30 protein-coding genes are annotated in these 26,140 nt (G+C 72.5%); 13 read left to right on the top strand and 17 right to left on the bottom strand.

Going from position 1 to position 26,140, the window contains the following annotated elements:
- Positions 1-45: 45 nt before the first annotated feature.
- From ACFY04_RS30225 to ACFY04_RS30215, 3 genes are all read right to left on the bottom strand, one after another.
- Entirely contained in the window at positions 46-906 is an 861-nt protein-coding gene (locus ACFY04_RS30225) for a patatin-like phospholipase family protein (protein WP_389121523.1), read from the bottom strand.
- A 91-nt stretch (positions 907-997) separates the two neighbouring features.
- The gene (gene tuf / locus ACFY04_RS30220) at positions 998-2,179 is read right to left on the bottom strand and encodes an elongation factor Tu (RefSeq protein WP_389121521.1); all 1,182 of its coding nucleotides are present in this window, start codon (positions 2,177-2,179) and stop codon (positions 998-1,000) included.
- Positions 2,180-2,455: 276 nt separating this feature from the next.
- On the bottom strand, positions 2,456-3,172 hold the full coding sequence (locus ACFY04_RS30215) for a DNA alkylation repair protein (protein WP_389121519.1): 717 nt from the start codon (positions 3,170-3,172) through the stop codon (positions 2,456-2,458).
- 49 nt (positions 3,173-3,221) lie between these two features.
- Here ACFY04_RS30215 and ACFY04_RS30210 point away from each other — a divergent pair, with 49 nt between their 5' ends.
- The 5 genes from ACFY04_RS30210 (at position 3,222) to lnt (ending at position 7,412) form a co-directional block, all read left to right on the top strand.
- Entirely contained in the window at positions 3,222-3,950 is a 729-nt protein-coding gene (locus ACFY04_RS30210) for a TVP38/TMEM64 family protein (protein WP_389121517.1), read from the top strand.
- A 48-nt stretch (positions 3,951-3,998) separates the two neighbouring features.
- Positions 3,999-4,877: an undecaprenyl-diphosphate phosphatase gene (locus ACFY04_RS30205; RefSeq protein WP_389121515.1), complete on the top strand. Its 879-nt coding sequence runs from the start codon at positions 3,999-4,001 to the stop codon at positions 4,875-4,877.
- Positions 4,878-5,041: 164 nt separating this feature from the next.
- The gene (locus ACFY04_RS30200) at positions 5,042-5,218 is read left to right on the top strand and encodes a hypothetical protein (protein ID WP_181382610.1); all 177 of its coding nucleotides are present in this window, start codon (positions 5,042-5,044) and stop codon (positions 5,216-5,218) included.
- A gap of 69 nt (positions 5,219-5,287) precedes the next feature.
- Positions 5,288-5,755: a nuclear transport factor 2 family protein gene (locus ACFY04_RS30195; RefSeq protein ID WP_389121514.1), complete on the top strand. Its 468-nt coding sequence runs from the start codon at positions 5,288-5,290 to the stop codon at positions 5,753-5,755.
- A 67-nt stretch (positions 5,756-5,822) separates the two neighbouring features.
- Complete coding sequence (gene lnt / locus ACFY04_RS30190) at positions 5,823-7,412, top strand: apolipoprotein N-acyltransferase (RefSeq protein ID WP_389121511.1); 1,590 nt, start codon at positions 5,823-5,825, stop codon at positions 7,410-7,412.
- On the opposite strand, the gene ACFY04_RS30185 is transcribed toward lnt, so the two are convergent.
- The gene (locus ACFY04_RS30185) at positions 7,336-8,241 is read right to left on the bottom strand and encodes a Gfo/Idh/MocA family protein (protein WP_389121509.1); all 906 of its coding nucleotides are present in this window, start codon (positions 8,239-8,241) and stop codon (positions 7,336-7,338) included. The genes lnt and ACFY04_RS30185 overlap by 77 nt on opposite strands.
- Before the next feature lie 84 nt (positions 8,242-8,325).
- Between ACFY04_RS30185 and ACFY04_RS30180 the strand changes: the two genes are divergently transcribed.
- The gene (locus ACFY04_RS30180; protein ID WP_389121507.1) at positions 8,326-8,850 is read left to right on the top strand and encodes a DinB family protein; all 525 of its coding nucleotides are present in this window, start codon (positions 8,326-8,328) and stop codon (positions 8,848-8,850) included.
- 116 nt (positions 8,851-8,966) lie between these two features.
- Positions 8,967-9,506, top strand: a complete 540-nt coding sequence (locus ACFY04_RS30175) for a hypothetical protein (protein WP_389121506.1) — start codon at positions 8,967-8,969, stop codon at positions 9,504-9,506.
- Between the two features lie 12 nt (positions 9,507-9,518).
- Here the strand turns inward: ACFY04_RS30175 and ACFY04_RS30170 are convergent, their stop codons facing one another.
- From ACFY04_RS30170 to ACFY04_RS30135, 8 genes are all read right to left on the bottom strand, one after another.
- Positions 9,519-10,169 carry a hypothetical protein gene (locus tag ACFY04_RS30170; RefSeq protein WP_389121745.1) on the bottom strand — a complete coding sequence of 217 codons (651 nt, stop codon included), beginning with the start codon at positions 10,167-10,169 and terminating at the stop codon, positions 9,519-9,521.
- 95 nt (positions 10,170-10,264) lie between these two features.
- Positions 10,265-10,933, bottom strand: a complete 669-nt coding sequence (locus ACFY04_RS30165; protein WP_189746257.1) for a uracil-DNA glycosylase — start codon at positions 10,931-10,933, stop codon at positions 10,265-10,267.
- Between the two features lie 124 nt (positions 10,934-11,057).
- Positions 11,058-12,641 (bottom strand): ABC transporter substrate-binding protein, encoded by a 1,584-nt coding sequence (locus ACFY04_RS30160; protein WP_389121504.1) that lies wholly within the window; start codon positions 12,639-12,641, stop codon positions 11,058-11,060.
- A 152-nt stretch (positions 12,642-12,793) separates the two neighbouring features.
- Complete coding sequence (locus tag ACFY04_RS30155; protein WP_030770413.1) at positions 12,794-13,555, bottom strand: SDR family oxidoreductase; 762 nt, start codon at positions 13,553-13,555, stop codon at positions 12,794-12,796.
- A gap of 28 nt (positions 13,556-13,583) precedes the next feature.
- Positions 13,584-14,345, bottom strand: coding sequence for a 3-oxoacyl-ACP reductase FabG (gene fabG, locus ACFY04_RS30150; RefSeq protein ID WP_327734427.1), 762 nt, complete (start codon positions 14,343-14,345; stop codon positions 13,584-13,586).
- A gap of 184 nt (positions 14,346-14,529) precedes the next feature.
- The gene (locus ACFY04_RS30145) at positions 14,530-14,913 is read right to left on the bottom strand and encodes a DUF3037 domain-containing protein (RefSeq protein WP_030009794.1); all 384 of its coding nucleotides are present in this window, start codon (positions 14,911-14,913) and stop codon (positions 14,530-14,532) included.
- Entirely contained in the window at positions 14,910-15,758 is an 849-nt protein-coding gene (locus tag ACFY04_RS30140) for a HipA family kinase (RefSeq protein ID WP_389121501.1), read from the bottom strand. The genes ACFY04_RS30145 and ACFY04_RS30140 overlap by 4 nt, the downstream gene beginning before the upstream one ends.
- Before the next feature lie 18 nt (positions 15,759-15,776).
- On the bottom strand, positions 15,777-16,391 hold the full coding sequence (locus ACFY04_RS30135; RefSeq protein WP_389121500.1) for a cysteine hydrolase family protein: 615 nt from the start codon (positions 16,389-16,391) through the stop codon (positions 15,777-15,779).
- A gap of 130 nt (positions 16,392-16,521) precedes the next feature.
- On the opposite strand from ACFY04_RS30135, the gene ACFY04_RS30130 reads away from it, so the two are divergent.
- Positions 16,522-16,947 carry a pyridoxamine 5'-phosphate oxidase family protein gene (locus ACFY04_RS30130; RefSeq protein WP_389121743.1) on the top strand — a complete coding sequence of 142 codons (426 nt, stop codon included), beginning with the start codon at positions 16,522-16,524 and terminating at the stop codon, positions 16,945-16,947.
- Positions 16,948-16,959: 12 nt separating this feature from the next.
- Here the strand turns inward: ACFY04_RS30130 and ACFY04_RS30125 are convergent, their stop codons facing one another.
- Complete coding sequence (locus tag ACFY04_RS30125) at positions 16,960-17,880, bottom strand: LysR substrate-binding domain-containing protein (protein ID WP_389121499.1); 921 nt, start codon at positions 17,878-17,880, stop codon at positions 16,960-16,962.
- A gap of 38 nt (positions 17,881-17,918) precedes the next feature.
- Here ACFY04_RS30125 and ACFY04_RS30120 point away from each other — a divergent pair, with 38 nt between their 5' ends.
- Together ACFY04_RS30120 and ACFY04_RS30115 are read left to right on the top strand one after the other, a co-directional pair.
- Positions 17,919-18,947, top strand: coding sequence for a DMT family transporter (locus tag ACFY04_RS30120; protein WP_389121496.1), 1,029 nt, complete (start codon positions 17,919-17,921; stop codon positions 18,945-18,947).
- A 45-nt stretch (positions 18,948-18,992) separates the two neighbouring features.
- Positions 18,993-19,253, top strand: coding sequence for a hypothetical protein (locus ACFY04_RS30115; RefSeq protein WP_389121494.1), 261 nt, complete (start codon positions 18,993-18,995; stop codon positions 19,251-19,253).
- An 82-nt stretch (positions 19,254-19,335) separates the two neighbouring features.
- Here the strand turns inward: ACFY04_RS30115 and ACFY04_RS30110 are convergent, their stop codons facing one another.
- Complete coding sequence (locus ACFY04_RS30110; RefSeq protein WP_389121491.1) at positions 19,336-20,670, bottom strand: aminotransferase class I/II-fold pyridoxal phosphate-dependent enzyme; 1,335 nt, start codon at positions 20,668-20,670, stop codon at positions 19,336-19,338.
- 37 nt (positions 20,671-20,707) lie between these two features.
- On the opposite strand from ACFY04_RS30110, the gene ACFY04_RS30105 reads away from it, so the two are divergent.
- Entirely contained in the window at positions 20,708-21,418 is a 711-nt protein-coding gene (locus ACFY04_RS30105) for a pyridoxamine 5'-phosphate oxidase family protein (RefSeq protein ID WP_389121488.1), read from the top strand.
- Here the strand turns inward: ACFY04_RS30105 and ACFY04_RS30100 are convergent.
- On the bottom strand, positions 21,400-22,359 hold the full coding sequence (locus ACFY04_RS30100) for a DMT family transporter (RefSeq protein ID WP_389121486.1): 960 nt from the start codon (positions 22,357-22,359) through the stop codon (positions 21,400-21,402). The genes ACFY04_RS30105 and ACFY04_RS30100 overlap by 19 nt on opposite strands.
- 324 nt (positions 22,360-22,683) lie before the next feature.
- Positions 22,684-23,658: a DMT family transporter gene (locus tag ACFY04_RS30095; protein ID WP_389121483.1), complete on the bottom strand. Its 975-nt coding sequence runs from the start codon at positions 23,656-23,658 to the stop codon at positions 22,684-22,686.
- Positions 23,659-23,831: 173 nt separating this feature from the next.
- On the opposite strand from ACFY04_RS30095, the gene ACFY04_RS30090 reads away from it, so the two are divergent.
- Complete coding sequence (locus tag ACFY04_RS30090) at positions 23,832-24,260, top strand: SRPBCC family protein (RefSeq protein ID WP_314251349.1); 429 nt, start codon at positions 23,832-23,834, stop codon at positions 24,258-24,260.
- 102 nt (positions 24,261-24,362) lie between these two features.
- On the opposite strand, the gene ACFY04_RS30085 is transcribed toward ACFY04_RS30090, so the two are convergent.
- Positions 24,363-24,983 carry a PadR family transcriptional regulator gene (locus tag ACFY04_RS30085; RefSeq protein ID WP_389121480.1) on the bottom strand — a complete coding sequence of 207 codons (621 nt, stop codon included), beginning with the start codon at positions 24,981-24,983 and terminating at the stop codon, positions 24,363-24,365.
- A gap of 292 nt (positions 24,984-25,275) precedes the next feature.
- Here ACFY04_RS30085 and ACFY04_RS30080 point away from each other — a divergent pair, with 292 nt between their 5' ends.
- On the top strand, positions 25,276-26,118 hold the full coding sequence (locus ACFY04_RS30080) for a PhzF family phenazine biosynthesis protein (protein WP_389121479.1): 843 nt from the start codon (positions 25,276-25,278) through the stop codon (positions 26,116-26,118).
- The last annotated feature ends 22 nt before the right edge of the window (positions 26,119-26,140 follow it).

Raw genomic sequence — 26,140 nt, 5'->3', positions numbered from 1 at the left:
TTCGAACAGCCCTCAGGCAGCCCTCAGGCAGCCCTAAGGCGGCCCTCAGGCAGCCCCGGCCGACCAGACCGCCTCCGTCTCCCCCGCGTGCTCCTCGGCCTGCGCCAGACCCGCCCGGGCGGCGGGGTCCCGTCGCGCCGGATCCAGCACGTTGCGCCCGAAGGCCTTGCGGGCGGCAGCCGACGGGGTGATCAGCAGGACCCGCGCGCCCGCCTCCCGCAGCCGCTCGGCCTGCGCCGACGGCGAGGGGACCAGCCCGGAGCCGAGCGACATCGGGGCGAGGATCACCACGCGCGCGTAGCCGGCGGCCAGGTCTGCATTGGTGGCGGAGCGGATTCCGCCGTCGATGAAGCGGCGGCCGCCGACCGTGACCGGCGGCCACACCCCGGGCACCGCGCAGCTCGCCGAGACCGCGTCGACGAGCCCGTCGCCGCTCCCCCGGTCGAACGCCTTGAGCTCACCGCTGAGCGCGTCCACCGCCGTGACGACGAGCCGCCGCTCGGGCCACTCGTGCGAGACCAGCCGGGCGGCCAGCACCTTGCGGCGCTCGGCCTCGGAGCCGGCGCCGGTGTCGGCGGCCAGCGCCATGGCGCCGACCCGCTGCCGGTAGGCCGTGGCGGTGCGCGAGCGCGCCATCGCGACGGCGTACCGGGCGAGGAGACCGGCCCCGAGCTTCGCCGTGGCCTCCCCGGCGGGCTCCCCGAGCTGACGCTCGTACAGCTCCTGCGCGGTGAGCAGTCCGGAGGTGAGCTGCGCCCCGACCACCGAACCGGCCGAGGTGCCGACGACCAGGTCCGCGGTGGTGAGGTCCACGCCCGCGCGGGCGAGGCCGTACAGGATTCCGCACTCCCAGCCGATGCCGGTCAGTCCCCCGCCGCCGAGCACCAGTGCCGTGTCTGCGCCCATCTCCGCCCGCCCCTCCGCTCATGCCTGTGGTGACGGCAGTCTGGCGCAGCCAGGCCACCGCCACCACAGAGGGGTCCGGATCAGGCCCGGTTCACCCCAGTACGGCCGTCACCGTCCCCGCGCCGACGGTCCGCCCGCCCTCGCGGATCGCGAAGCCGAGCCCCGACTCCAGCGGGACGTCCCGGCCGAGCTCGACGGTCATCGTGACCGTCTCCCCGGGCCGGGCCACGGCGGCCTCACCCAGGTCGACGTCCCCCACCACGTCGGCGGTGCGGATGTAGAACTGCGGCCGGTAGCCGCTGGCGACCGGTGTCGTACGGCCGCCCTCGCGCCCGGAGAGCACGTACACCTGCGCGGTGAAACGGCGCTGCGGCGTCACGCTGCCGGGCGCGGCCACCACGTGCCCGCGGCGCACGCCGTCGCGCGGCACCCCGCGCAGCAGCAGCGCGACGTTGTCCCCGGCCTCGGCGGACTCCATCGGCTTACCGAAGGTCTCCAGCCCGGTGACGACCGTCTCGGCCGGCTCGCCGTCGCTGCCGAGGAGCGCCACGCGGTCTCCCAGCCGTACGGTGCCGCGCTCGACGGCGCCGGTCACGACGGTGCCGCGCCCGGTGATGGTCAGCACGTTCTCCACCGGCAGCAGGAACGGCGCGTCCGTGTAGCGCACCGGGGTCGGTACGTACGTGTCCACCGCGTCCAACAGCGCCTGGATCGCCTCCGTCCACCGCAGGTCGCCCTCCAGCGCCCCGAGTCCGGAGACCCGTACGACCGGCGCGCCGTCACCGCCGTATCCGTGCGCGGTGAGCAGCTCGCGGACCTCCAGCTCGACCAGGTCGGTCAGCTCGGGGTCCCCGGCGTCGGCCTTGTTGAGCGCCACCACGATGTGGTCGACTCCGACCTGCCGGGCGAGGAGCACGTGCTCGGCGGTCTGTGGCATGACCCCGTCGAGCGCGGAGACGACGAGGATCGCGCCGTCGAGTTGGGCGGCGCCCGTGACCATGTTCTTGATGTAGTCGGCGTGACCGGGCATGTCCACATGGGCGTAGTGCCGGGTGTCGGTCTCGTACTCGACGTGCGTGAGGTTGATGGTGATGCCGCGCCGGGACTCCTCGGGGGCCCGGTCGATGCGGTCGAAGGGCACGAAGGAGGCGCCGCCGCGCTCGGCGAGGACCTTGGTGATGGCGGCGGTGAGGGTGGTCTTGCCGTGGTCGACGTGACCCATGGTGCCGATGTTGAGGTGCGGCTTGGTACGCACGAAGGCCGTCTTGGCCATGATTCATTCCCGTGTCTGGAAGCTGGAACGGGACCCCGGGGCCGAGCCGACCCTCCCCCTGCGGGGTCCGCCGGACGATCCGGGAAGGGTCAGCTTCGTGCGCCGTCGAATGCGGCGAAGAACGGTGCGTACGCAGGTGCGCCTGCCGGTGCGTTTGTGATCGCGGCAGCCTTCGGCGCGTCCGCGACTGCGGACCGCGCTGCGAGGAAGGCATACCGGTTCATGCCCCTGATCCTGCCGGACGCTCCGGGGCACGTCGAACGAATTACGGCGTGGTCAGAGCTTCTTGAGCGCCTCGCGCACGGACAGCGGGGCCAGGGAGCCGCGTTCGGCCTCGACGAAGGCGCGTACCGCTCCGGGGTCCGTCTTCGCGTACTCGCGCAGGGCCCAGCCGATGGCCTTGCGCACGAAGAAGTCCGGGTGGCCGGCCTGGCGACGGCAGTAGGCGAAGAGCCGTCCGGTGTCGGTGGCGGACTTGAAGCGGAGCTGGTGGAGCAGGGCGGTACGGGCGAGCCAGAGGTTCTCGTCCTCGATCCACTCGTCCATCACGGCCGCGAGTTCCGGGTCGGCGGCCACCAGCGGTCCGACCGTGTGCGCGGCCAGCAGGTCGACGGTGTCCCACCACGGGACGGTGACGATCAGGTGCCGGACCACCGGCAGGAAGCCGGAGGAGCAGCGGGCGGCGTGGCGGCGCAGGTAGTCCACCGCGAAGTACTGGTACTCGCGCTCCGGGAGCAGCCAGCAGCGCAGCGCGAGCGCCGCGCAGTCCGTCTCGGACGGTTCCGGAGTGTCCTTGGTCACGGTCTTCGACCGTTCCCGGCGCAGCGGGGTGGGGATGCCGAGGAAGGGCGCGACGTCCTTCATGTAGGCGGCCATGGCCCGGGCCCGTACGGGGTCGGCGGCCGCCCCGTACGCCCCGGGCAGCCGCTCCAGCAGGGTGTCCGCGAGGGGGCTGCGGGGAACGCGCGCGGGGCACCGGTCGTTCGACAGCATGAGGCCCAGATTACGGCGCCCCGCCGTATACGTGGGCTAGTCTCCCGGGATGTCCCTCCTCCTCGCGCCGCGGACCCGGCTGTCGGTGCTCGTCGTGCTGCTCGTCGCGGCCGGCGTGTGCGTGCTGCTGTACGAGCCCCAGCGCATCCTCTCGGAGGGCTGGCCCCCGGGGCTCCCGGTGGGCATGGCGGTCCTGATGTTCGCAGCCGCGTACGGTGTGTGCACGGCCGCCTTCGTGCCGCGCCCCCTGCTCAATCTGGCCGCGGGAGCCGTCTTCGGCACCCAGTTCGGCCTCGTCGCGGCGGTCGGCGGCACGGTGCTGGGCGCCGGGATCTCCTTCGGGCTGGGCCGGATCATGGGCCAGGAGGCTTTGCGGCCGTTCCTTCGCGGGCGCTGGCTCCAGGCAGCCGACGGGCAGCTCAGCCGGCACGGTTTCCGCTCGATGCTCGCGGTCCGGATCTTCCCCGGAGTGCCGTTCGTGGTGGCCAACTACTGTGCTGCGGTGTCGCGGTGCGGCTGGGGCCCGTTCCTCCTCGCCACGGGGATCGGGGTCGTCCCGAACACCGCCGCGTACGTGATCGCGGGCGCCAGTGCCTCCTCGCCCGGATCGCCCGCCTTCCTCGTCTCGTTCGGCTTCATCGTCGTCTCGCTCGTGGGCGCGGGAGTCGTCGCATGGCGCAAGCGACACCGTCTGGCACCCCCTCGAACCGAGGATCGGGTGCCCGAACTGGCGCCCCAGCACCCCCCTGTGGTCAGCGCCGCTTCGCACGGGCCCTAGCATCGGACGCGAACTGCCCGACGATCACAAGGACGAGCGCACCCCGACATGAGCTGGTTCGAATCCCTAATCCTCGGTCTCGTCCAGGGGCTTACGGAGTTCCTCCCGATCTCCTCCAGCGCCCACCTGCGGCTGACCGCGGCGTTCGCCGGCTGGCACGACCCAGGAGCGGCCTTCACCGCGATCACCCAGATCGGCACCGAGGCCGCCGTGCTGATCTACTTCCGCAAGGACATCGCGCGGATCGTCTCCACTTGGTTCCGTTCCCTGTTCGACAAGGGGCTGCGCTCCGAGCAGGACGCCAAGATGGGCTGGCTGGTGATCGTCGGCTCGATCCCGATCGGCGTCCTGGGTCTGGTCTTCAAGGACGCGATCGTGGGCCCGGCCCGCGACCTGCGGCTCACGGCCACCACCCTGATCCTCATGGGCATCGTGCTCGGCGTCGCCGACCGGCTGGCCGCCCGCGACGAGGAAGGCGGCCGGCACCGCGCGATCCGCGAGCGCAAGACACTGCAGCAGCTGGGCGTCAAGGACGGTCTGGTCTTCGGCCTCTGCCAGGCGATGGCCCTGATCCCCGGCGTCTCCCGGTCCGGCGCGACGATCTCCGGCGGTCTGCTGCTCGGCTTCACCCGCGAGGCCGCGGCCCGCTACTCCTTCCTCCTCGCGATCCCGGCCGTGCTGGCCTCGGGGGCGTTCGAGATCAAGGACGTCGTGGAGAACCCGGGTCACATCTCCTGGGGTCCGACGATCTTCGCGACGGTCATCGCCTTCTTCGTGGGCTACGCCGTGATCGCGTGGTTCATGAAGTTCATCTCGACCAAGAGCTTCATGCCCTTCGTGATCTACCGGATCCTCCTGGGCATCCTGCTGTTCGTGCTGATCGGCACGGACGTGCTGAGCCCGCACGCGGGCGAGTCCGGTTCCTAGTGCGGCAACCGGAAAGGTCCACCGGGTCGCGACGCCCGGCACGGCACTAGCGGGACCCCGCTCCACCTCTTCGCGTGAACCGCAGGCCGTTCGGGAACGTTCCCGGGCGGCCTGCGCGTCGTTGTGCCTGAAGAGAGCGGAAGGCAAACAGCAGGGGGTGTCCCATGGGTCGAGTGGTGCTGGAGCGATTTCCTGCCGGAAGTCCGCGGGGAAGCTGGCCCGCCGAGGAGTACGCGGCGCAGCGGATGCGCGAGGGCGTGCCGGCGGAGGTGGTCATGGACCTGGACAGCGACGCGTTCCTCGTCGTGGTCCGGCAGCGGGAGTCCCGTTCCGGTCATTGACCGCCCGCGGGAAGATCCGGTGGGCGCACGGCCCTTGGCCTCGCGCCCGCGCAGCCCCACACTGACCCGATGACTCAGCGTGTGGATCTCGCGACGGTGATGGACCGGCTGGCGATCGACGAAGTGGTCACGGGCTACGCGGTGGCCGTCGACGACGGTGACTGGGCCGCGTACCGGGCCCTGTTCACCGCCGGCGCAAGGGTCGACTACAGCTCGGCCGGCGGGATCGAGGGCCCGGTGGCGGAGGTCGCGGACTGGCTGGCGGAGACGATGACGCTCTTCCCCGTCCGCCAGCACCTGATCGTGAACCGGCTGATCCGGCTGGAGGACCTGGGCGGCTCCCCCGGGGACACCGCCGAGGTCCGGGCGGACTTCCTCAATCCGATGCGGCTGGCCGGGCCGGACTCCGACGCCTCGGCCACCTCGCCCAACTTCGTCGCCGCCGGGCGCTACGGCTTCGCGCTGGCCCGCACCCGTGACGGCTGGCGGCTCACCCGCGTCACCGTGCAGGAGAAATGGCGGCACATGACCGTCTGATCCGGGCCGGGGCCGCTCGACTCGGCCGGGACGTCAGGCACTGCCACACTGGAAGCGGAGGCACGCCATGATCACGATGCGCACGCGGTGGTGGTCCCCTCGATGGCGTGCGCCCGCCGCCGTGGCCGCCGGGGCGCTGCCCGCCCTCGCCTTCCCGGCCCCCGCGCTCTGGTGGTTCGCCTACACCGCCCTCGTGCCCTGGATGCTGCTGCTGCGGTCGGCTCCCACCGGGCGGCGGGCCGTGCTGGAGGGCTGGCTCGGCGGTGCGGGGTTCATCCTGGCCGTCCACCACTGGCTGCTGCCCAGCCTGCACGTGTTCCTGATCCCGGTGGCCGCGCTGCTCGGGCTGTTCTGGATCCCCTGGGCCCTGCTGGTGCGGGAGCTCCTCGGCGGGACCCCGTCGGCGGACCGGGCCTGCTGCGCGCTCGTCCTCGTACCGGCGGGGTGGCTGCTGTCGGAGCTGGTCCGGTCCTGGCAGGGGCTGGGCGGGCCGTGGGGGCTGCTGGGCGCGAGTCAGTGGCAGGTGGCACCCGCACTGCGCCTGGCCTCGGTGGGCGGGGTGTGGCTGGTCGGTCTGCTGGTGGTGGCGGTGAACTGTGCGCTGGTGCTGCTGATCGCGGTGCCGGGGGCGCGGATCCCCGCGGTGGCGGGGATGACCGGGTGCGCGGTGCTGACGGGAGCGGTGTGGGTGTGGGCGGCGCGACCCGAGGAATCGGGCCGGCTGCGCGTGGCCGTCGTACAGCCCGGCCCGGTGGCGGACGGCCCGGACAGTGCGGATCGGCGGTTCGACGTCGGTGAGCGGCTCACGCGGCCGCTGGCGGGGCAGCGGGTCGATCTGGTGGTGTGGGGCGAGAGCAGCGTCGGCGCGGACCTGACGGCCCGCCCGGACCTGGCCCGGCGGCTGGCCGCACTGTCGGCGGAGGTCGGTGCTCCGCTGCTGGTGAACGTGGACGCGCGGCGGGCGGACCGCCCCGGAATCTACAAGAGCGCGGTCCTCGTCGGCCCCCAGGGCGCCACCGGCGACCGGTACGACAAGATGCGGCTCGTCCCGTTCGGGGAGTACGTACCGGCCCGTGCGCTGTTCGGCTGGGCCACCTCGGTCGGCAAGGCGGCGGGCGAGGACCGGGTGCGCGGCGACACCCCGGTGGTCATGGACCTGCCCGGGCGGCCGGACGGGCCCGGCCGGGTCCGCGTCGGCCCGCTGGTGTGCTTCGAGTCGGCCTTCCCCGACATGAGCCGGCGCCTCACCCTGGACGGGGCCTCCCTGCTCGTCGCCCAGTCGGCGACCTCCTCGTTCCAGGAGAGCTGGGCGCCGGCCCAGCACGCCTCGCTGGCCGCGCTGCGGGCGGCCGAGAACGGCCGCCCGATGGTCCACGCCACCCTCACGGGCATCAGCGTCGTGAACGGCCCGTCCGGCGCGCGGGTCGGCGCCGCCCTGCCCACCTCCGCGAGCACGGCGGCCGTGTACGAGGTCCCGCTCGCCCGCGGCACGACCCTCTACGTCCGCTTCGGGGACTGGCCGGTGACCGCCGCCCTCGCCGCCCTGGCCGTGTACTGCGCGGTGGCGGGCAGCCGTTCGCTCAGGAGGCCTGCTCCAGGGCCGAGCGCACCACCCGCTCGCACAGCTCGTGGGTTCGCAGGGCGTCGCGGGCGCTGAGCGTGGTGCCCGCCGCGACCGCCTCCAGGAAGTGGTCGACGACCTGCTCGATGCCGCGCTGGCGGGCGACGGAGACCCAGTCCCCGCGGCGCCGCACGGTCGGCTGGCCCTTGTGGTCGATGACCTCCGCGAGGTTGACGACCTGCCGCTTGGTGTCGCGGCCGGACACCTCCAGGATCTCCTCGGTGGAGCCGGACAGCCGGTTCATGATGCCGAGGGCGGTGAAGCCGGCGCCGGACAGCTGGAGCACCACCTGGTGCATCAGCCCCTCGCGCACCACCGCCCGGACGTCGAGGTGGTCGGCCTCGCCGGGCAGCAGGAACCGCAGGGTGTCGACGACGTGGATGAAGTCGTCCAGCACCAGCGTGCGCGGGTCCTCGGGCAGCCCGACCCGGTTCTTCTGCATGATGATCAGCTCGCGGGCGTGGTCGGCGCACTGCGCGTAGGCGGGCGCGAAGCGGCGGTTGAAACCGACGGCGAGGGAGACCCCGAGCTGCTCGGCCCGTTCCACGAGCTGCCGCGAGTGCGCGAGTTCGTAGGCGAGCGGCTTGTCCACGTACGTGGGCACGCCGGCCTCCAGCAGCCGTGTGACGATCTCGGGGTGGGCCACGGTGGCGGCGTGCACGAAGGCCGCGTCGAGCCCTTCGGCGAGCAGCGCGCCGAGATCGGTGTGCCGGCGCGCGGCCGGGACGTGGTGGCTGTCGCCGACCCGCTCCAGGGTGTCGGGGTTACGCGTCTGCAGATGCAGCTCGATGCCCGGGCGGGTGGTGAGGACGGGCAGGTACGCCTTCTGCGCGATGTCGCCGAGTCCGATGCAGCCGACCTTCACCGGGCGCCTCCAGATTGGTTCCTTGTGGGATTCCCGCAGCTTAATCCCTGGTGACGGGGGGCCGGTTCGCCCAGGATGAGCCCCATGACCACCAGTTCAGGATCACATCGCAACGAACCCGCCACCACCGCCGACGAGCGGGACATGCTGGACGGGTGGCTCGACTACCACCGTGCCACCCTCGTCTGGAAGTGCGAGGGGCTCCAGGACGAACAGCTGCGCCGCACCCCGCTCGCGCCCTCCGAGCTGAGCCTCCTGGGCCTCGTACGGCACATGGCGGAGGTGGAGCGCTACTGGTTCCGGGAGATCATGCTGGGCGAGGACCTCCCCGAGCTGTACTCGACGAGCGAGGACCCGGACGGCGACTTCCACTTCACCGAGGAGGCCACCTGGGCCGAGGCCGAGCAGGTCTGGCAGACCGAGGTCGAGCTGGCGCGCCAGGCCGCCGCGGGCCGTTCGCTGGACGCGGTCTCGCAGGCCGGGAGCCACCACCGGGGCGAGGTGTTCAGCCTGCGCTGGGTCTACACCCACATGATCGAGGAGTATGCGCGCCACAACGGCCACGCGGACCTGCTGCGCGAGCAGACAGACGGCGCCACCGGCGACTGAAGACTGTCCCGGGCCGGCCTTCGGGCCCTGTCCGGCGGGTGGGTCCGTCACCCGTGCGGGGTGAATATCGGCTCCGGGTTTTCGCAACGGGGTCCTCGCACAGCAGAGTTGCGCGAGTGCATCCAACCCGAACCACGACAACGCTGCTGCTCGGAGTCGCCTGCGCCGTTTCGGCGGTCTCCGGCTGTGTGAGTGTGAGCCCCGGACCCGTGCAGCCCGCGGCGGCCCCTGCGGCCGGGGTACCGCCCCGCCATGAGCCGCGCGGCGCGCCCGGGGCCGCCCCCGTGGTCGTCCGCGCGCCCGCTCTGGAGGCGCTGGAGGCGGTGGAGACCGCCCCGGAGCGGCCCGCGGCCCCGGCGGCCCCCGCGCCCGCCCAGCGGTCCGCACAGCGCCCCGCACCGGGCGGCTCCGGCGTGCCCGTACGGGAGGCTCCGCCGGTCCCGGACATCCCGGAGCCCCGGCGGGCCGCCGAGCCCGTCACCGGGCACCCGGGCGGCCGTCCGCAGCGTCCCCGGCGCGACGCCGAGGTGGAACGTGAGCTGGTCCGGAAGCTGCCGGTGCGGCCGGCCGATGTGTGCGCGCTGGGCCGCAGGCACGGCCACTGGCATCCCGAGAGCCCGGAGGCCCGTATCTGCTCAGGTGTCCACGGGGACTGACCGCCGGCGGGCCTACGGGGACTGCTCGGGGAACGGCCGGGGTCCAGGACCAGGTCCAGGTCCAGGTCCAGGTCCGGGTCCAGGTCCGGGTCCAGGTCCGGGTCCGGCTCCCGGATCCGCGGCCAGGCGCCGCTCCAGCCGGGCGATGGCGGCCCGTACGCCGTTCCCGTACCCGTCGTCGGACAGCGCTCCGGTGGCCGCGCGGGCCCGGGCCAGGTGGACCCGGGCCGCCTCCGGCCGCTGCAGTTTCACGTAGTCGGCGGCCAGGTTCAGGTGCAGGGACGGGTAGAACACGCGCATCGCCGGATGCGGCTCCCACCGCGCGGGCCGCCCGTCCTGGAGCGGCCTGGTCCCGGGCCTGTCGCCCGGCAGGTCATCCGGCAGGTCATCCGGCAGGTCATCGGGCGGGTCACCCGGCACGTCGGCGGCGGCGGTCAGGGCCCGCAGGTCCCAGGCCAGCTCGTCGGCCGGATCGTCCTGGGCGTCGGCCATGTAGTGGGCCAGGGTGCACCGGTGGAGGGAGTCCCCCTCCTCGCCGATCTCGGACCAGATCTCCCCGAGCCGGTTGCGGGCCTCCTCGCGGTCCCCGGCGTGCAGCAGGATGACCGCCTGGCCGATCCTGGTCATGACGGCGTCCTCCGACGCCTCCTGCTGCTCCGTCACGGCGGCCTCCGGCTTGCTCTGCCAGACCTGCTCCGGTCTGATCATCTAGAAGCTAGCCGGAGGTACCGGCAATGGCGCCGAGGCGCGGGGGGACGTCAGCCGAGGTCCGGGATCCGCCAGTCGATCGGCTCATGCCCCTGGGCGGCGATGGCCTCGTTGATCTGTGTGAAGGGCCGGGATCCGAAGAACTTCTTGGCGGACAGCGGGGAGGGGTGGGCGCCCTTGACGACCACGTGCCGCTCCTCGTCGATCAGCGGGAGCTTCTTCTGGGCGTAGGCGCCCCACAGGACGAAGACGGCCGGGTCGGGCCGCTCGGACACCGCGCGGATCACGGCGTCGGTGAACTTCTCCCAGCCCTTGCCCTTGTGCGAATTGGGCTCGGCCTCCCGGACCGTGAGCACCGCGTTGAGCAGCAGGACACCCTGCTCGGCCCACGGCATCAGGTACCCGTTGTCCGGGATCGGCAGGTCGAGCTCCTCCTTCATCTCCTTGTAGATGTTGCGCAGCGAGGGCGGGGTCTTGACCCCGGGCTGCACGGAGAAGCACAGGCCGTGGCCCTGGCCGGCGCCGTGGTACGGGTCCTGGCCGAGGACGAGGACCTTCACCCGGTCGAAGGGAGTGGCTTCCAGGGCCGCGAACACCTGCTCGCGGGGCGGGTAGACCGGCCCGTTCGCCCGTTCCTTCTCGACGAACTCGGTGAGCTCTTTGAAGTAGGGCTGGTCCAGCTCCCCGCCGAGGACGGGGAGCCAGGACTCGGGCAGCATCTGGGTCACGGCGACAACCTCCGGTACAAGTTCGTGCAACTGCTCGTGCAACTGCTCCAGAACCTACCGGGGCCCACTGACAATGCGTCGGCCGCCCAGGGCGGCCGACGCACCGGTGCCGGTTCTACCAGCTGGTCTTGCGGTAGAACTCCCACATCTGCATGACGGTCTGCGGGTCCAGCGCCCGCTCGGCGCCCGCGATGTCCTCGCGCGCCGCCACGTACAGCTTGCCCTGCCACAGGGGCAGCAGCCGGACGTCCTCGGCGAAGATCTTCTGGGCCTGCTCGAACTCCTGGACGCCCGCCGAGCGGTCGCCCTCGCGGCGGGTCTTGGGCAGCAGATCGTTCACGATCTCGGCGGGCTCGTACGGGGTGCCGACCGCGTTCTCCTTGCCGACGAACGGCGCGATGAAGTTGTCCGGGTCCGGGAAGTCGGGGAACCAGCCGCGGCCGAAGATCGGGTACTCACCGGTCTTGTAGCCGGTCTGGAAGGTCTTCCAGGGCTGGCTGCGCAGGGTGATCCGGAACAGCTGGCTCTCGTCCAGCTGCCGCTTGAGCTCGGTGAACTCGTCGGCGGTCGAGGAGCCGTAGCGGTCGGTGGTGTACCAGAAGGTCAGCTCGACCGGCTGGGTGATCCCGGCGTCCCTGAGGATCTTCTTGGCCTTGGCGACGTCCGCGGCGCCGTACTTGTCGTAGAAGGGCGTCTTGTGGCCGACGACCCCCTTGGGGACCATCGAGTACAGCGGCTCGGCGGTGCCCTGGTAGACCTTGGAGACGAGCGCACCGCGGTCGACGATCTGGGCGATGGCCTGGCGGACCGGGAGCTTGGCGACCTGGGGGTCCTTGGGATTGAAGACCAGGTAGCGGATCTCGGCGCCGACGTTCTCGACGACCTGGACGCCCAGTGCGTGCGCCGCGGGGGTCTGGAGGTCGGTGATCTCCGGGGCCGACAGGCCTCGGTAGGTGGCGTCGATCTCCTTCGCCTTCATCGCCGCGATCATCTTCGGCGAGTCCGCGAAGTAGCGGATGGTCACCGCCTTGTTCTTGCGGTTGGCGAAGCCGGTGTAGCTCGTGTTGCCGGTGAGCACCGCCTCGGCGCCGTCCTTGTACGAGTCGAGCACGTACGGGCCGGAGCCGGTGACCTTGTCGCCCTCGCGGACCTTGTCGGCCGGGTAGTCCTTGGGCGCGACGAGCGAGGCGGCGGGCGAGCCGAGGACGTACGGGAAGGTGGCGTCCGAGGTGTTCAGGTGGAAGACGACCGTCAGCGCGTCCGGCGTCTCGATCTTGTCGAGGGTGCCGAAGAGGCCCTTGGGGCCGACGTTGGAGCCGATGGTCTTGATCCGGTCGAGGGAGTGCTTGACCGCCTTGGAGTCGAGCGGTTCGCCGTTGGAGAACTTCAGGCCCTTGCGCAGGGTGCACCGGTAGGCCTGGCTCGCCGCGTCCGTGAACTCGCAGCTCTGGGCCGCGTCGGGCTGGGGCTTGCTGGAGCCCGTCGGGAAGGCCAGCAGGGTCTGGTAGACGTTCCGGTACAGCTCCCAGGAGCCGTCCCACGCGGCCGCGGGATCGAGGGTGCTCGGTGCGCTCGTGGTACCGACGACGATCCTCTTCATCTCGTCGCCGTCGTCCTCCGACAGCAGGCCGCATCCGGCGAGCAGGGATATGGACGCAAGGGCCGCAGTGATCTGCAGGCATCTGGTCCGGTTGAACACGTGCACGCTCCTCGATCAGCCAGGGGTGCGGCAGACCCTACCGCAGTGCCCCACGAATCCAATGGGTTGGTTTCGTGAGGCACTTGACCGGTTCCGTGCATATTCGATACGCATTTACCTCCCTTTTGGAGCCAAATGCGTCCGATTATCGGTCAGTGAACCCCGGCATTGAGGAACATCCCACCATCGACGACGAGAGTTTGCCCGGTGATCCATTCCGCTTGTGCAGATGTGAGGAACGCCGCCGCCCCGCCGATGTCCTCCGGGAGCCCCAGCCGGCCGAGCGGATAGGCCGCCGCGGCCTCCTGTTCCCGGCCCTCGTAGAGCGCCTGCGCGAACTTCGTCTTGACCACCGCGGGAGCGATCGCGTTGACCCGGACCCCGGGCGCCATCTCGTGCGCGAGCTGGAGGGTGAGGTTGACCATGGCGGCCTTGCTCATCCCGTACGCGCCGATGAAGGGCGATGCGGAGACCCCGGCGATGGACGCGATGTTCACGATCGCGCCGCCGTTGTCCTTCTGCCAGGCGTGCCAGGTCCGCTGGGCGAAGCCGAGCGCCGAGATCACATTGGTCTCGAAGACCTTCCGCGCGACCCCGAGGTCCAGGTCCGCGATGGGCCCGAAAACGGGATTCGTGCCAGCGTTGTTCACCAGGAAGTCGACGCGGCCGAAGGCCTCCATCGTGCGCTCGACCGCGACGGCCTGGTGGGCCTCGTCGTGCGCCTTGCCTGCGACACCGATCACCCGGTCCGCGCCGAGCCGCTCGACGGCCTCCTTGAGGGCCTCCTCGTTGCGCCCGGTGATGCAGAGCCGGTCACCTCGGGCGACCAGCGCCTCCGCCACGCCGTAGCCGATGCCCCGGCTCGCCCCGGTGATCAGAGCGACCTTGCCGCTGTCGATACCGCTGTACGTCATGTCGTACGCCCTGTCTCTCGTGGACTCGTCAGTTGAGCGGGCCGCCGGCCACGTACATGACCTGGCCGGAGACGAAGCCCGCCGCCTCCCCCGTGAAGAAGGCGATGGCGTTGGCGATGTCGTCCGGACGGCCGACGCGCTGGACCGGGATCTGAGTGGCGGCCGCCGCCTGGAAGTCCTCGAAGCCCATACCGACGCGGGCGGCCGTCTGGGCGGTCATCTCGGTGGCGATGAAGCCGGGGGCGACGGCGTTGGCGGTGACGCCGAACTTGCCGAGCTCGATGGCCAGGGTCTTGGTGAAGCCCTGCAGACCGGCCTTGGCGGCGGAGTAGTTGACCTGGCCGCGGTTGCCGAGCGCCGAGCTGCTGGAGAGGTTCACGATGCGGCCGAACTTGGCCTCCACCATGTACTTCTGACAGGCCTTCGACATCAGGAAGGCACCGCGCAGGTGCACGTTCATGACCGTGTCCCAGTCGGTCTCGGTCATCTTGAACAGCAGGTTGTCGCGCAGCACACCCGCGTTGTTGACCAGGATGGTCGGGGCGCCGAGCTCGCTCGCGACGCGCGCGACGGCCGCCTCCACCTGCGCGCCGTCGGAGACGTCGCAGCCGACCGCGAGGGCCTTGCCGCCGGCCGCCGTGATGGCCTCCACGGTGTCCTTGCAGGCCGCCTCGTCGAGGTCGAGTACGGCGACGGCCCGGCCCTCGGCGGCCAGGCGTACGGCGGTGGCGGCGCCGATGCCCCGGGCCGCCCCGGTCACGATCGCGACGCGCTGCTCGGTGGTGGACATGCTGGATCTCCTCGCCCTTGAGAGGCGGCCGCCCAGAGGTGAGCAACCGCTTAGTAGCTTCAGCTGAGGAGACGCTAGGAGCCCTGGCACCCGGTGTCAACGCCACTCGGTCCGGCCCCGCCCGCATTCGCGGCCCGGGGGTCCGGGTGCCGGGGGCGCAACCCCCGGCACGGCGCCGCGCCCGTCAGCGGACCAGCAGGTCCAGCAGCCGCTCCACCTCCGCCGCCGGATCGGCCGTCAGGCCGGTGTGCACCGGACCCGGCTGCACCACGGTGCTCCGCGGGGCGATGAGCCAGCGAAACCGCCGTCCCGCGTCGTCACCCGCCGCCTGCCCCGCCTCGGCCCCGCCGCTGCACACGCCCTCGACCCCGCGCAGGGCGGCCCGTACCCCGGCCACATCGGCCCCGGGGTCCAGCGCGAGGAGCTTCGCCTCGTCGAGGTGGGTGCGCGCGGCGACGTACGTGTGCGCCCGGCAGTAGACGATCACGCCGGCGTTGAAGCACTCGCCCCGTTCCATCCGGGGCACCACACGCACCAGCGCGTACTCGAACACGTCCCGCTTGGTCACTCGATGTCGCTCTTCTTCTTGTGGGTCTTGTGGGGCCATTCCGGCAGGTGGTCGGTGAGCCAGCCGGGAGGTCCGGCAGGCGTCTTCACCTCGGCCTCCAGCGAGATCCTCTCGTGGATCGTGGCCGCGCGCGGCAGCAACGCCTCCACATAGGCGCGGCGCAGCGCGTCGGTGGAGTCGAAGCCCGGCTCGTCGACCAGCCACTCGTCGGGGACGTCGGCCGCGACCTCCGTGAGCAGTTCCTCGGTGACCAGCGGCGCGAGCGCGGCGGCCGCGGCGGCGATGTCCGGGCCCACGGGGGCCAGTACGTGGTCGGAGGCGTTGTAGGGCTTGACTGCCGCGGCCGCGGCGGTGGGCCAGTTGTGGTGCCAGATCATGGTGGCGCCGTGGTCGATGAGCCAGAGGTCCCCGTGCCAGACCAGCATGTTCGGGTTGCGCCAGGAGCGGTCGACGTTGTTGACGAGGGCGTCGAACCAGACCACGCGCCCCGCCTCGACCGGGTCCACCTGGTAGGCGAGCGGGTCGAAGCCGATCGAGCCGGGCAGGTAGTCCATGCCGAGGTTGAGCCCGCCGCTGGCCTTGAGCAGCTCCTGGACCTCCTGGTCGGGCTCGCCGAGCCCGATCACGGGGTCGAGCTGCATCTGTACCAGCCGTGGGACCCTCAGCCCCAGCCGCTGGGCCAGGCGGCCGCAGATGACCTCGGCGACCAGGGTCTTGCGGCCCTGGCCGGCTCCGGTGAATTTCATGACGTAGGTACCAAGGTCGTCGGCCTCGACGATCCCCGGGAGCGAGCCGCCCTCACGCAGGGGCGTGACGTAACGGGTCGCGATCACTTCGGACAGCATCCGCCCAGGTTACGGGGGTCAGGTCGCGGGAGCCCACTGCATAAGCAGCTCTTCGGCGGTGGTGATGGCCGCAACCAGCGCGAGGGAGTTGCGGATCACCTCGGCGGTGCAGGAGGCGGGCACCCCCGCGATCGCGTCGGCCGGGACCACCACCCGGTAGCCGAGGTTCACGGCGTCGAAGACGGTGTTCGGGATGGCGATGTTGGAGGAGACCCCGGTGACGACGAGCGTGCGGATGCCGAGATTGCGCAGCAGGGGGTCGAGATCGGTGCCGGCCATCGGGGAGAGCCCGTGCAGCCGGCGGACGACCAGGTCCTGCCCGGCGACGACGATGGGCGCGGCGACCTCCACCGCCCGGCTCCCGGTCAGCTGGCGCACGGGCAGCCTCTCCGCGGCCCGGAACAGCCGGGCGTTGGTGTTCGCGCCGAGCCCGTCGGGCCGTCGCTCGGCGACCGCGTGCAGCACCTGTACGCCGGCCCCGCGCGCGGCGTCGACCAGTGCGGCCACCCGTTCCAGCATCCCCGAGTCCCGGGCCTCCTCGGCCAGCTCCGGCAGCGCGCTCTCCTCGCCGACGACACCGTTCTGGCACTCGACGGTGAGCAGCGCGGTGGTGGCGGGATCGAGATCCGGCATGGCTCCCCCTGGCGTGGCGACGGAAGAGCCCTCATGATTCCTGACACACAGTCAGATGTGAAGGGGTGCAGGACGGATGGACGTGGACGGGGCACGAACCGGAACCTCACAGCGGCGGGGCCGGCGCATCATGATGAGCGACGCGGAGGTGGACTCCTTCCTGCGCGAGCAGAAGACCTGCCGGGTCGCGACGGTCTCCCCCGACGGGCGCCCGCACGTGGGCGCCCTGTGGTTCGCGTGGGACGGCAGCTCGCTGTGGCTGTACTCGATCACGCGCAGCCGCCGCTGGTCCGACCTGAGGAAGGATCCGCGGATCTCGGTGGTCGTGGATTCCGGTGAGTCGTACGACGAACTGCGCGGGGTGGAGCTGTCCGGCAGCGCCGTCTTCGTGGGCGAGGCCCCGCGCACCGGCGAGCCCTGCCCCGAGCTCGCGGAGGCCGAGCGGATCTTCCCGGTCAAGAACTTCGGCATCGAGGAGATGCCGCACGACGGGCGGCACGCCTGGATCCGGCTGACCCCCGACTCGGTCGTCTCCTGGGACTTCCGCAAGCTGTAGGGGGCGGCGGACCTACCGAAGTCCGGCGGCCGCCTGACGGAGGGCGCCGACCGCGGCCCGGATGGAGGGCCGGCGGTCGGCGTCCGCGCGCCAGACGGCGTACACGTGGCGGCGTACGCTGTCGCACACCGGCAGCAGCCGCACGCCCGGCGGCACCGGGCCGCGGCCCAGCTTCGGCGCCACGCACACGCCGAGCCCGGCCTCCACGAAGGCCAGCTGGGTGTGGTGCTCCTCGGCGATGTGGGCGATGCGCGGCTCGATGCCCGTACCGCGCAGGGTGAAGACCAGCCACTCGTGGCAGAACTGCCCCTCGTTCCAGGAGATCCAGTCGTCGTCGCCGAATTCGGCGAGGGAGATCCCGGACTTGGCGGAGTCCTCGGTCCGGTCGGCCAGCCGGTGGCCGGCCGGGACCGCGATGTCGACGGTGTCGTCCAGCAGGTGGGTCCGCGTGAGCTCGGCGGGCACCGGCATCCGCTTGTTGTGCCAGTCGATCGCCAGGGCCAGGTCGAGGTCCCCGCGCACGACGGCCGCCATGCTCTCCTCGGGCTCCTGCTCGCGCACCCGGACGCGCAGCTCCGGATGCCCGGCCCGCAGCGCGGCCAGGGCCTGGGGCAGCAGCCCGCGCATGGCGGTCGGGAAGGCGCCGATCCGCAACTCGCCCACGGCGCAGCCCCGCTGGGCCTCGACGTCGGCCTGGGCGAGCTCCACCTGGGAGATGATCCGGGCGGCGTGATCGGCGAGCAGCCGCCCGGCGTCGGTGAGCCGGACCCCGCGCCCGTTCCTGGCCAGCAGCGGCTGTCCGACCTCGCGCTCCAGCTTGGCCAGCTGCTGGGACACCGCAGAGGTGGTGACGTGGAGGCCGTCGGCCGCGCCGCTGACCGAGCCGTGACGGGCGAGGGCGTCCAGGGTACGCAGGCGCTCCAGGTTCAACATGTAAGCAATGCTACGGCGTGACCCCGAGAAACTCTCGCTTGTCCTACGAAGTTGATACGAGCACAGTAAGGGGCATGAGCGCACCGACCACCCCTGGGCCGACCCTCCCGGCCGCCTCCCCGTCCCCGGCCTCCCCCACCACGACCGCCGCCTCCACCACCACCGGCCGGCGCCGGGGCGGCCTCCTGGACTGGCGGGTCCGGTTCGCGATCCTCTCGGTCGTCTGGGGCTTCAGCTTCCTCCTGATCAAGGTCGGCACGGAGGCGTACGCGCCCTTCCAGGTGGCGCTGGGCCGGGTCCTGTTCGGCGCGCTCGCCCTCCTCACCGTGCTCCTGGTCCGCCGCGAGCCGCTTCCCCGGGGACTGCGCACCTGGGGCCACCTGACCGTGGCGGCGCTGCTGCTCAACACCGCCCCGTTCTCGCTCTTCGCGTACGCCGAGCTGAGCATCCCCTCCAGCCTGGCCGGCATCTGCAACGCCACCTCGCCGCTGTGGGGCATGGCGCTGTCGCTGGTCGCCCTGTCCGAGGACCGCCCGACGCGCCGCCGCTTCGCCGGGCTGGGCCTGGGCTTCCTCGGCGTCCTGACCGTGCTCGGCGCCTGGCAGGGCTTCTCCGGTGTCGACGCCAAGGGCACTGCGTTCGCCCTGCTGGCGTCCCTCTGCTACCCCATCGGCTGGATCTACGTCCGCCGCACGCTGGCCGGGACCCCCGGCTCCCCGGTGGCCCTGACCGGCGGCCAGCTCATGGTCTCCACGCTCCAGCTCGCGCTCGTGAGCGCCGCGTTCACCTCGGCGCCGAGCTCGTTCCCGCTCTGGCCCACCCTGTCGGTGATCGCGCTGGGCGCCCTCGGCACGGGCATGGCCCTGCAGATGCAGTACGGGCTGGTGACGGAGGTCGGTCCGACCACCGCCCAGATGGTCACCTACTTCATCCCGGTCATCGCCACCACGGCGGGCGTCCTGGTCCTCGGCGAGCAGCTCCACTGGAACACCCCGGTCGGCGCCGCGATCGTGCTGGCCGGCGCGGCCCTCACCCAGACCCGCCCCGGGGCCCGCAGGCCCGCCTGACCGGTGCTAACGTCCGAAGATCAACACATTTTCCGGGGGCGGCACATGGGCATCGGCATCTTCCTCCTGGCCTTCGGCCTGACCGCCCTCGTCGGGGGCGGCTGGGTCGCGCTGAACCTCCGCGGCTCGGCGGCCTCCCTGGAGCGCCGGGCCGCTGCCAACGCGGAGCTGCGCATGCAGGCGCAAGGCAACCTCGGCCCGGCGCCCATGCACGTATCGCGCGGCCTGTACCGCACCCTCGGCGCCGTGATCGCCCTGGCCGGATCGGTCCTCGCGCTGGGCGGACTGCTGGAGCTCGCCTCCTGACCGCCCCCTGACGGCCCGCCCGCGCTGCCGACCCGACGTCCCCCGCGGGACCGGGCCCGTCGGCGCCGGGCGGGGTCCGGTGTCAGTCGTACCGCACGCCCGCCGCACCCACACTGGCCGCCGCGGCCACCGCGTCCGCCAGCCCGGGCACATCGGCAACCGTCAGCCGCGAGACCGTCAGCCGGATCCCCGGCCCCGCCTCGACCCGGAAGACGGCCCCCGGCGCCACCGCCCATCCGGCGGCGAGCAGCCGCGCCACGACCACCGTCTCGTCGACCACCGGCACCCAGACATTCAGGCCGCTGCGCCCGTACGCCCGGATCCCCCGCTGCCGCAGCGCCTCGACCAGCGCGTCCCGCCGCCCCGCGTACGAGCGGGACACCGCCACCGGGTCGACCGCGCCCGAGGTCCACAGGTCCACCACCGCGTACTGCAGGAGCCGGCTCACCCAGCCCGGCCCCAGCCGCTGCCGCCCCCGCAGCCGGTCCAGCGTGACCGCGTCGCCGGTCAGCACCGCGAGCCGCAGGTCCGGCCCGTACGCCTTCGCCGTGGACCGCACCAGCACCCAGTGCCGGGTCACCCCGCCCAGCGGATGCAAGGGCAGGTCGACGATCCCGTTCCCGTGGTCGTCCTCGATCAGCAGCACCTCGGGGTGGTCCGCCAGCAGCGCCCGCAGCTCCCGCGCCCGCTCCGCGCCCACCGCGGCCCCGGTCGGGTTCTGCGCCCGCGCGGTCACCACCAGCGCCCGCGCCCCGGCCGCAAGCGCCCGGGCCACCGCCTCGGGCCGGGGCCCGTCGTCGTCCACCGCCACCGGCAGCACGCGCAGCCCGAGCGCCGGGACCAGGTCCAGCGCGCCGCCCCATCCCGGGTCCTCGACCGCCACCGCGTCGCCCGCCCGCAGATGGGCGGTGAGCACCCGTTCGATCCCGTCGAGCGCACCCGAGGTCACCGCCACCGGCCCCGGCGGCACCCCGTCCGCGTCGAAGCCGGCCCGGGCCAGTTCCGCGAGCTCCGGGGCGACCGGGTCCGCCCCGTAGAGGGTCGGCGCCTGCGCGTACCGCCGGGCGGCCGCCGCCAGCGGCCCCTCCAGCGCGGGCAGCAGGGACACGTCCGGACTGCCCTCCGCGAGGTCCCGTACGCCCTCGGGCACCACCATGCGCAGCGCGTCCCGCGGCGTGTTCGACGGGCGGGACCGCACCCGGCTGCCGCGCCGCCCGTCGGTTTCGATGACCCCGCGCTCGCGCAGCGTCCGGTAGGCGGCGGCCACGGTGTTGGGGTTCACCCCCAGATCGCCCGCCAGCTCCCGCATCGGCGGCAGCAGTGAACCCGGCGGGAGCGCGCCCGAAGCCACGCCCGCCTCCACGCCGGCGGCGATATCCGCTGCGCGACGCCCTGTGATCCGATAGTCTCCTAGCACAAACCCCAGTATGCACTAGTGCAATGGAGTCCGCACCATGACCGCCACGCCTGCCACGGAGACGCCCGGGACGCCGACCCCGGGGGACGCATCGACCGGAAGCTACGAGCCCACCGACCTCACCGTCCCCAGCCGCTCCCGCGACCGGGCGCGCTACGACCGCGAGACGGTGCACTCGATACTCGACCAGGCCTACATCTGCCACCTCGGCTTCATCCGCGACGGCGCGCCCGTGGTCCTGCCCACGCTGTTCGCCCGGGTCGGCGAATCGCTCTACATGCACGGCTCGACCGGCTCCCGCCCGCTGCTCGCGGCCCGCCGCACCGACCCGGGCCTCCCCGTCTGCGTGACCGTGACCCACGTCGACGGACTGGTCCTGGCCCGCTCGGCCTTCCACCACTCGCTCAACTACCGGTCGGTGGTCGTGCACGGCACCGCCCACCAGGTCACCGACGAGGCGGAATGCCGGACGGCTCTGGACGCCATGATCGAGGCCGTCGCCCCGGGCCGCTCCGCCGACGTCCGGCCGGCCAACGCCAGGGAACTCGCCGCCACCTCGGTGATCCGCGTGGACCTCGCCGAGGTGTCCGCGAAGATCCGCAGCGGCCCGGTGAACGACGACGCCGAGGACCTGGACCTGCCGTACTGGGCGGGCGTGGTTCCGGTGGCCCCGGCGTACGGAACCCCGGTGCCCGCCGCGGACCTGACCCCCGGCATCGCCGTCCCGGACTACCTCAGCGCGCTCTGAGGGCTGCGCCGCACGGGGGTGGGCGCGGCCACCGGCCGACGGGCCTCCGCCACGATCAGCGCGCCCACCGCCGTCAGCAGCAGTACGGTGCCCAGCACCACGGCGCCGGTCAGCCGCTCCCCGAGCAGCAGGACCGCGATCACCGCCGCGCTCACCGGCTCGATCAGCATGATCACAGACACGGTGGCGGCCCGTACCGCGGCGGCACCCGTGAAGTAGAGCGCGTACGCCAGTGCGGTCGGCACGGTGGCGACGTAGACCAGCAGCCAGAGCACCCGTCCGAGATCGGCGGTGTGCGGCAGCAGTCCCTCCACCGCGGCCAGCGGCAGCAGGCACACCGTGCCCACCGCGACCGACCAGGCGGTGGTCACCAGCGGGTCCCCGCCCGCCCCGCGCTGCCCGAGACACCGCGCGCGCAGGGTCATCCCCGCGTACCCGGCGGCCGACAGCAGCGCCCAGCCGACGCCGAGCGGCCGCACCTCGCCGCCGCCGCTGCCCAGCACCAGGACGGCCAGCCCGGCCAGCGCCCCCACGACGGCGGCCACGCCGCCACGGCCGAGCCGCTCGCCCATCCAGGAGCGGGCCCCCAGCGCGATGATCACGGGCCCGGCGCCGAGGGTGACCACGGTGCCCACCGCGAGGCCGGTCTCGCGCACGGCGGCGAAGTACGCGGCCTGGAAGAGGGTGAAGAGGAGCCCGGTCCCGATCAGCGAAGCCACCGAGGGCCGCACCCGGCCGGTGGCGGGGCGGGACCCGCGCACGGCGAGCACCCCGAGCAGCACCACGAGCCCGCCCGCGCACCGCCAGAAGGACAGGGCGAGCGGGCCGAGGTCACTGGCCAGGAAGAGGAGGGAGGCGGCCGCCCCGGCGGTGCCCCAGGCGGCTCCGGCGACGACGAGGTACAGCAGACTGCGCCCGGCGGCGGGCGAATGGTTCGACACGAGATGTCTCCGCGCATGCGTGAAGGATGAAAGAAGCAGGTCATCGCTTCGCGGGCAGCACGGACCCGCCCGGGGGCTCCCCGGGCCGGGTACCAGACGTGGTGGCGCCGCCCGCGCTAGGCGGCGGGAGGCGGAAGCACGGTCGAATGCATGACCGCCATCCTAGGGGGTGTCTTGTAGGTCGGGCCGGATCAGGGAGCGGCGCCTGGTGCGTGCGATCGCAAGGCCGAGGAGGAAGTCGACGCGGAGCGTCGGCGACCGACGAGAACGCGGCGAGCGTGCATGCCAGGCGCCGCGAGCCCGGCCTGACCGGCAAGACACCCCCTAGCCCTTGCCGACCGCGGTCGTCTCACGCGCCGGTACGACCTGGTCGGCCACGGCCGGCACCGGCGGGGTGGCAGGCCGGGAGGACTGCGCGATGAAGGCGCCGCCGAGGACCAGGCCGCCGCCGACGATCTGCCAGGTGGAAAGGTGCTCGCCGAGCAGGATCCAGGCGAACACGGTGGCGACGACCGCCTCCAGGAAGGCCACGACGCCGGCGACCTGGGGCGAGAGCCGGCGCACCGAGACCACACCGGTCAGGTAGGCGAAGACGGTCGCCACCAGCACCACCCAGGCGAGCAGCACCGGCGCGGGCACCAGCGTGCCGCCCACGGAGGCGTCGCCGCCCAGCACCTGCCAGTCCATCTCCCAGGGCCGGGCGATCACGGTCATCACCAGGGCGCCGACGAGCATGCCGTACGCGATCACGCCGAGCGGGTCGGGGGCGTCGTCCCCGTCGGCGCCCTGGTCGGCGAAGACGAAGTAGAAGGCCTGGCAGCAGGCGGCGGCGAGGCCGAAGAGCACGCCGAGCAGGTCCAGGCTCAGCCCGGCCCAGATCTCGACCACGCAGGCCAGTCCGACGACAGCCACGGCCGCGCCCGCGGCGGCCCCGCGCGTCACGGGCTTGCGCTGTACGAAGCGGATGTAGCCGAGCAGCAGCGCCGGGCCCAGGTACTCCAGCAGGAGGGCCACGCCGACGGGAATGCGGGACAGGGAGGCGAAGTAGAAGGCCTGCACACCCGCGACGGCGACCAGCCCGAAGCCCGCGAGCAGCGCGGGCCTGCGCAGCACGAGGTCACGGTGGCGCCAGGCCAGCGGGGACAGTACGAGCGCTGCCCCGGCCACCCTGAGCCAGACCATGTGGAGGGGGTCCAGACCCGCCTCGATCAGCGGCTTCGCCGCCACTCCGGAACCACCGAACGCGAACGCCGAGACGAGGGCGAGGCCCAGTCCGGCATTTCTCCCTGACGCTTGCATCCAGCCATCATGACAGGACGGGGTCAGGACCGTCATGGGGATGACACCTGTTGAGACGGAGTCGAGATCACGCCCCGTCGGCATCAGCCATATCTGACAGGTCGTCAGCATTGAATGTTCCGCCCGCCGGGGCTACCTTCCGCCGCACGTACCCGACGAGAAGGGGTGGTCGCATGGCTGAAGTCACCGCGGAATCACGCATCGAGGCGTCCGCCGCGCAGCTCTGGTCCCAGCTGACGGACTGGGACGCGTACGGGCAGTGGAGCATGACCCACACGAACTTCCCCAAGGGCGGACCCGAGACCCTCGCGGTCGGCGCCACCTTCGCGGAGAACATGAAGATGATGGGCTTCCCGGCCGAGGTCGTCTGGACCGTCTCGGAGCTGGAGGCCGAGCGCCTCTTCGCCATCACCGGCAAGGGCCCGATGGGGGTGGCGGTCCTCACCCGGTACACCCTGACCCCGGACGGCGAGGCCACCACGGTCCGCATCGACGGCGAGTTCACCGGGGCCGCCGTCTCCCTGATGGCGGGCAAGCTCAAGGACTCGGCCACCGCCGCGCTGAACGAGTCGCTGCGCAAGCTGGCCGGCCTGGTCGTCTGACCGCCGGGCCGAGCCGCCCACGCCGCACGCGACGGCGCGCCCCGCGAGACGAACCCGCGGGGCGCGCCGCTGCGTGCCGTTGCACACCTGGGCCGACTGGGCTCAGTGCTCGTCGGCCAGGATCAGGTAGAGCTTCTTGCGGGCGTCGTTGATGACCCCGAGCGCCTTCTCGCGCTGCTGGGGCGAGCCGGTCTTGAAGACCTGCCCGAAGGCTTCCATCAGGCCGATGCCGGCCGTCCGCACCTCCTGCATCGCCTCGAAGTCGAAGCCGCGCCCGGCGTCCGCCCAGGGGGCGTCCGGGCCCGACTCGGCCTCGGTGCGGCCGGCGTCGGTGAGCGTGAACAGCTTCTTGCCGCCCTCGCTCGCGCTGGTGATCAGCCCCTCGTCCTCGAGCAGCTGCAGGGTCGGGTAGACCGAGCCCGGGCTGGGCTTCCAGGCCCCGCCGCTGCGCTCGCCGATCTCCTGGATCATCTCGTAGCCGTGCATCGGCCGGTCGGCGAGCAGCGCCAGGATCGAGGCGCGCACATCTCCGCGCCGGGCCCTGCCCCGCGGTCCGCCGCGTCCGCCGCGGCCACCGAAGGGGCCTGCGCCGAAGGGCGGTCCGAACGGGCCGAAGGCGGCGCGCCGCCCCTTGAAACCCTCCCGACGATCGGGCCCGCAGTGGTCGTGGCCCCGTCCGTGGTCATGCCCGTGGCCGTGTCCGTGCTGTCCGTGTGAACGCATGACTGCGCTCCTTTCGTCACGTTGTCGTTGCTTCATCGGTTGTCCGATGTCTCCACTATCGGCGACGGCTCGCGATGTGTCAACGATATATCGGAACACGTCGGCGACAGTCGAACGGATCGCACATCTCGCCCCGGAGTGTGCCGCCGGCCGCGGGCTCCACCACGTCGCCCCCTGCTCTCCGGCACCCCGGCCCTCTCCCGGACCTGACCGCCGGCGCGCCGACCCGACAGGGCCAGTCGCTCCGGATTGGCCTTTGTCGACGATCAAGAAATCGCCCTACCGTCGGGGCATGCGCATCCGAATCGTCGACGCCTTCACCGACCGCCCCTTCCACGGGAACCCCGCCGCAGTCCTGCTCCTCGACACCGCGTTCCCCACGGACGCCTGGCTCCAGCAGGTCGCGTGCGAGATGAACCTCTCCGAGACCGCCTTCGCCCGCCCCCTGCCGCCCGGCGGGGACGCCGACTGGGCGCTGCGCTGGTTCACCCCGGCAGCCGAGGTCGACATGTGCGGCCACGCCACCCTGGCGACCGCGCACGTACTGGCCACCAGCGGGCTCGCCACGGGACGGATCCGCTTCTCCGCGCGCTGCGGCATCCTCACCGCCGAGACCGCCGAGGACGGCACGATCACCATGGACTTCCCGACGTCCTCACTCACCCCGGTGCCGGCACCGGCCTCCGTGGACCACGCGCTCGGCGGCCCCCCGATCCTCTCCGTGCACGACACCGCCGACCACGTCGGTGACCTCGTCGTCGAGCTCGCCGACGAGAAGACCGTCCGCGAGCTGGAGCCGGACCACGCGGCCCTGCGCGCCTTCGCCCGGCGGGGGGTGATCGTCACCGCGCCCGCCGAGGATCCCTCCCTCGGGTACGACTTCGTCTCCCGCGGCTTCTTCCCCGCCTTCGGGATCGACGAGGATCCGGTCACCGGAAGCGCCCACACCGCGCTCGCCCCGTTCTGGGCGCAGCGGCTGGGCCGTACCGAGCTGACCGGCCTCCAGGGCGGTGCGCGGCGCGGTCTCGTACGGGTGACCCTGGCGGGCGACCGCACCCTGCTGACCGGCCGGGCCGTCACCGTCGTCGACGGCGAGCTCCTCGCGTCCCCGCCCGGGGCCGGACAGGCGGGGTGACCACGAGGCACGGACCCGGGCA

The sequence above is a fragment of the Streptomyces sp. NPDC001549 genome (genome assembly GCF_042894025.1).
In the GTDB taxonomy this organism is placed as follows: Bacteria; Actinomycetota; Actinomycetes; order Streptomycetales; family Streptomycetaceae; genus Streptomyces; species Streptomyces kutzneri.
The sequence above is the reverse complement of the archived record's forward strand: the minus strand, read 5'-3'. Positions and strand labels throughout refer to the sequence as shown.

Excerpts from the sequence above, each read along its gene's own strand:
- ACFY04_RS30195 (WP_389121514.1), top strand. The coding sequence starts at position 5,288 with ATGACTCAGCGTGTGGATCTCGCGACGGTGATGGACCGGCTGGCGATC.
- ACFY04_RS30210 (WP_389121517.1), top strand. The coding sequence starts at position 3,222 with ATGTCCCTCCTCCTCGCGCCGCGGACCCGGCTGTCGGTGCTCGTCGTG.
- ACFY04_RS30130 (WP_389121743.1), top strand. The coding sequence starts at position 16,522 with ATGATGAGCGACGCGGAGGTGGACTCCTTCCTGCGCGAGCAGAAGACC.
- ACFY04_RS30205 (WP_389121515.1), top strand. The coding sequence starts at position 3,999 with ATGAGCTGGTTCGAATCCCTAATCCTCGGTCTCGTCCAGGGGCTTACG.
- ACFY04_RS30200 (WP_181382610.1), top strand. The coding sequence starts at position 5,042 with ATGGGTCGAGTGGTGCTGGAGCGATTTCCTGCCGGAAGTCCGCGGGGA.
- ACFY04_RS30215 (WP_389121519.1), bottom strand. The coding sequence starts at position 3,172 with ATGCTGTCGAACGACCGGTGCCCCGCGCGCGTTCCCCGCAGCCCCCTC.
- ACFY04_RS30095 (WP_389121483.1), bottom strand. The coding sequence starts at position 23,658 with ATGCAAGCGTCAGGGAGAAATGCCGGACTGGGCCTCGCCCTCGTCTCG.
- ACFY04_RS30115 (WP_389121494.1), top strand. The coding sequence starts at position 18,993 with ATGGGCATCGGCATCTTCCTCCTGGCCTTCGGCCTGACCGCCCTCGTC.
- ACFY04_RS30165 (WP_189746257.1), bottom strand. The coding sequence starts at position 10,933 with ATGCTGCCCGAGTCCTGGCTCCCCGTCCTCGGCGGGGAGCTGGACCAG.
- ACFY04_RS30180 (WP_389121507.1), top strand. The coding sequence starts at position 8,326 with ATGACCACCAGTTCAGGATCACATCGCAACGAACCCGCCACCACCGCC.
- ACFY04_RS30155 (WP_030770413.1), bottom strand. The coding sequence starts at position 13,555 with ATGACGTACAGCGGTATCGACAGCGGCAAGGTCGCTCTGATCACCGGG.
- fabG (WP_327734427.1), bottom strand. The coding sequence starts at position 14,345 with ATGTCCACCACCGAGCAGCGCGTCGCGATCGTGACCGGGGCGGCCCGG.
- ACFY04_RS30105 (WP_389121488.1), top strand. The coding sequence starts at position 20,708 with ATGACCGCCACGCCTGCCACGGAGACGCCCGGGACGCCGACCCCGGGG.
- ACFY04_RS30225 (WP_389121523.1), bottom strand. The coding sequence starts at position 906 with ATGGGCGCAGACACGGCACTGGTGCTCGGCGGCGGGGGACTGACCGGC.
- ACFY04_RS30140 (WP_389121501.1), bottom strand. The coding sequence starts at position 15,758 with ATGCTGTCCGAAGTGATCGCGACCCGTTACGTCACGCCCCTGCGTGAG.
- ACFY04_RS30080 (WP_389121479.1), top strand. The coding sequence starts at position 25,276 with ATGCGCATCCGAATCGTCGACGCCTTCACCGACCGCCCCTTCCACGGG.
- ACFY04_RS30090 (WP_314251349.1), top strand. The coding sequence starts at position 23,832 with ATGGCTGAAGTCACCGCGGAATCACGCATCGAGGCGTCCGCCGCGCAG.
- ACFY04_RS30085 (WP_389121480.1), bottom strand. The coding sequence starts at position 24,983 with ATGCGTTCACACGGACAGCACGGACACGGCCACGGGCATGACCACGGA.
- ACFY04_RS30135 (WP_389121500.1), bottom strand. The coding sequence starts at position 16,391 with ATGCCGGATCTCGATCCCGCCACCACCGCGCTGCTCACCGTCGAGTGC.
- lnt (WP_389121511.1), top strand. The coding sequence starts at position 5,823 with ATGATCACGATGCGCACGCGGTGGTGGTCCCCTCGATGGCGTGCGCCC.
- tuf (WP_389121521.1), bottom strand. The coding sequence starts at position 2,179 with ATGGCCAAGACGGCCTTCGTGCGTACCAAGCCGCACCTCAACATCGGC.
- ACFY04_RS30125 (WP_389121499.1), bottom strand. The coding sequence starts at position 17,880 with ATGTTGAACCTGGAGCGCCTGCGTACCCTGGACGCCCTCGCCCGTCAC.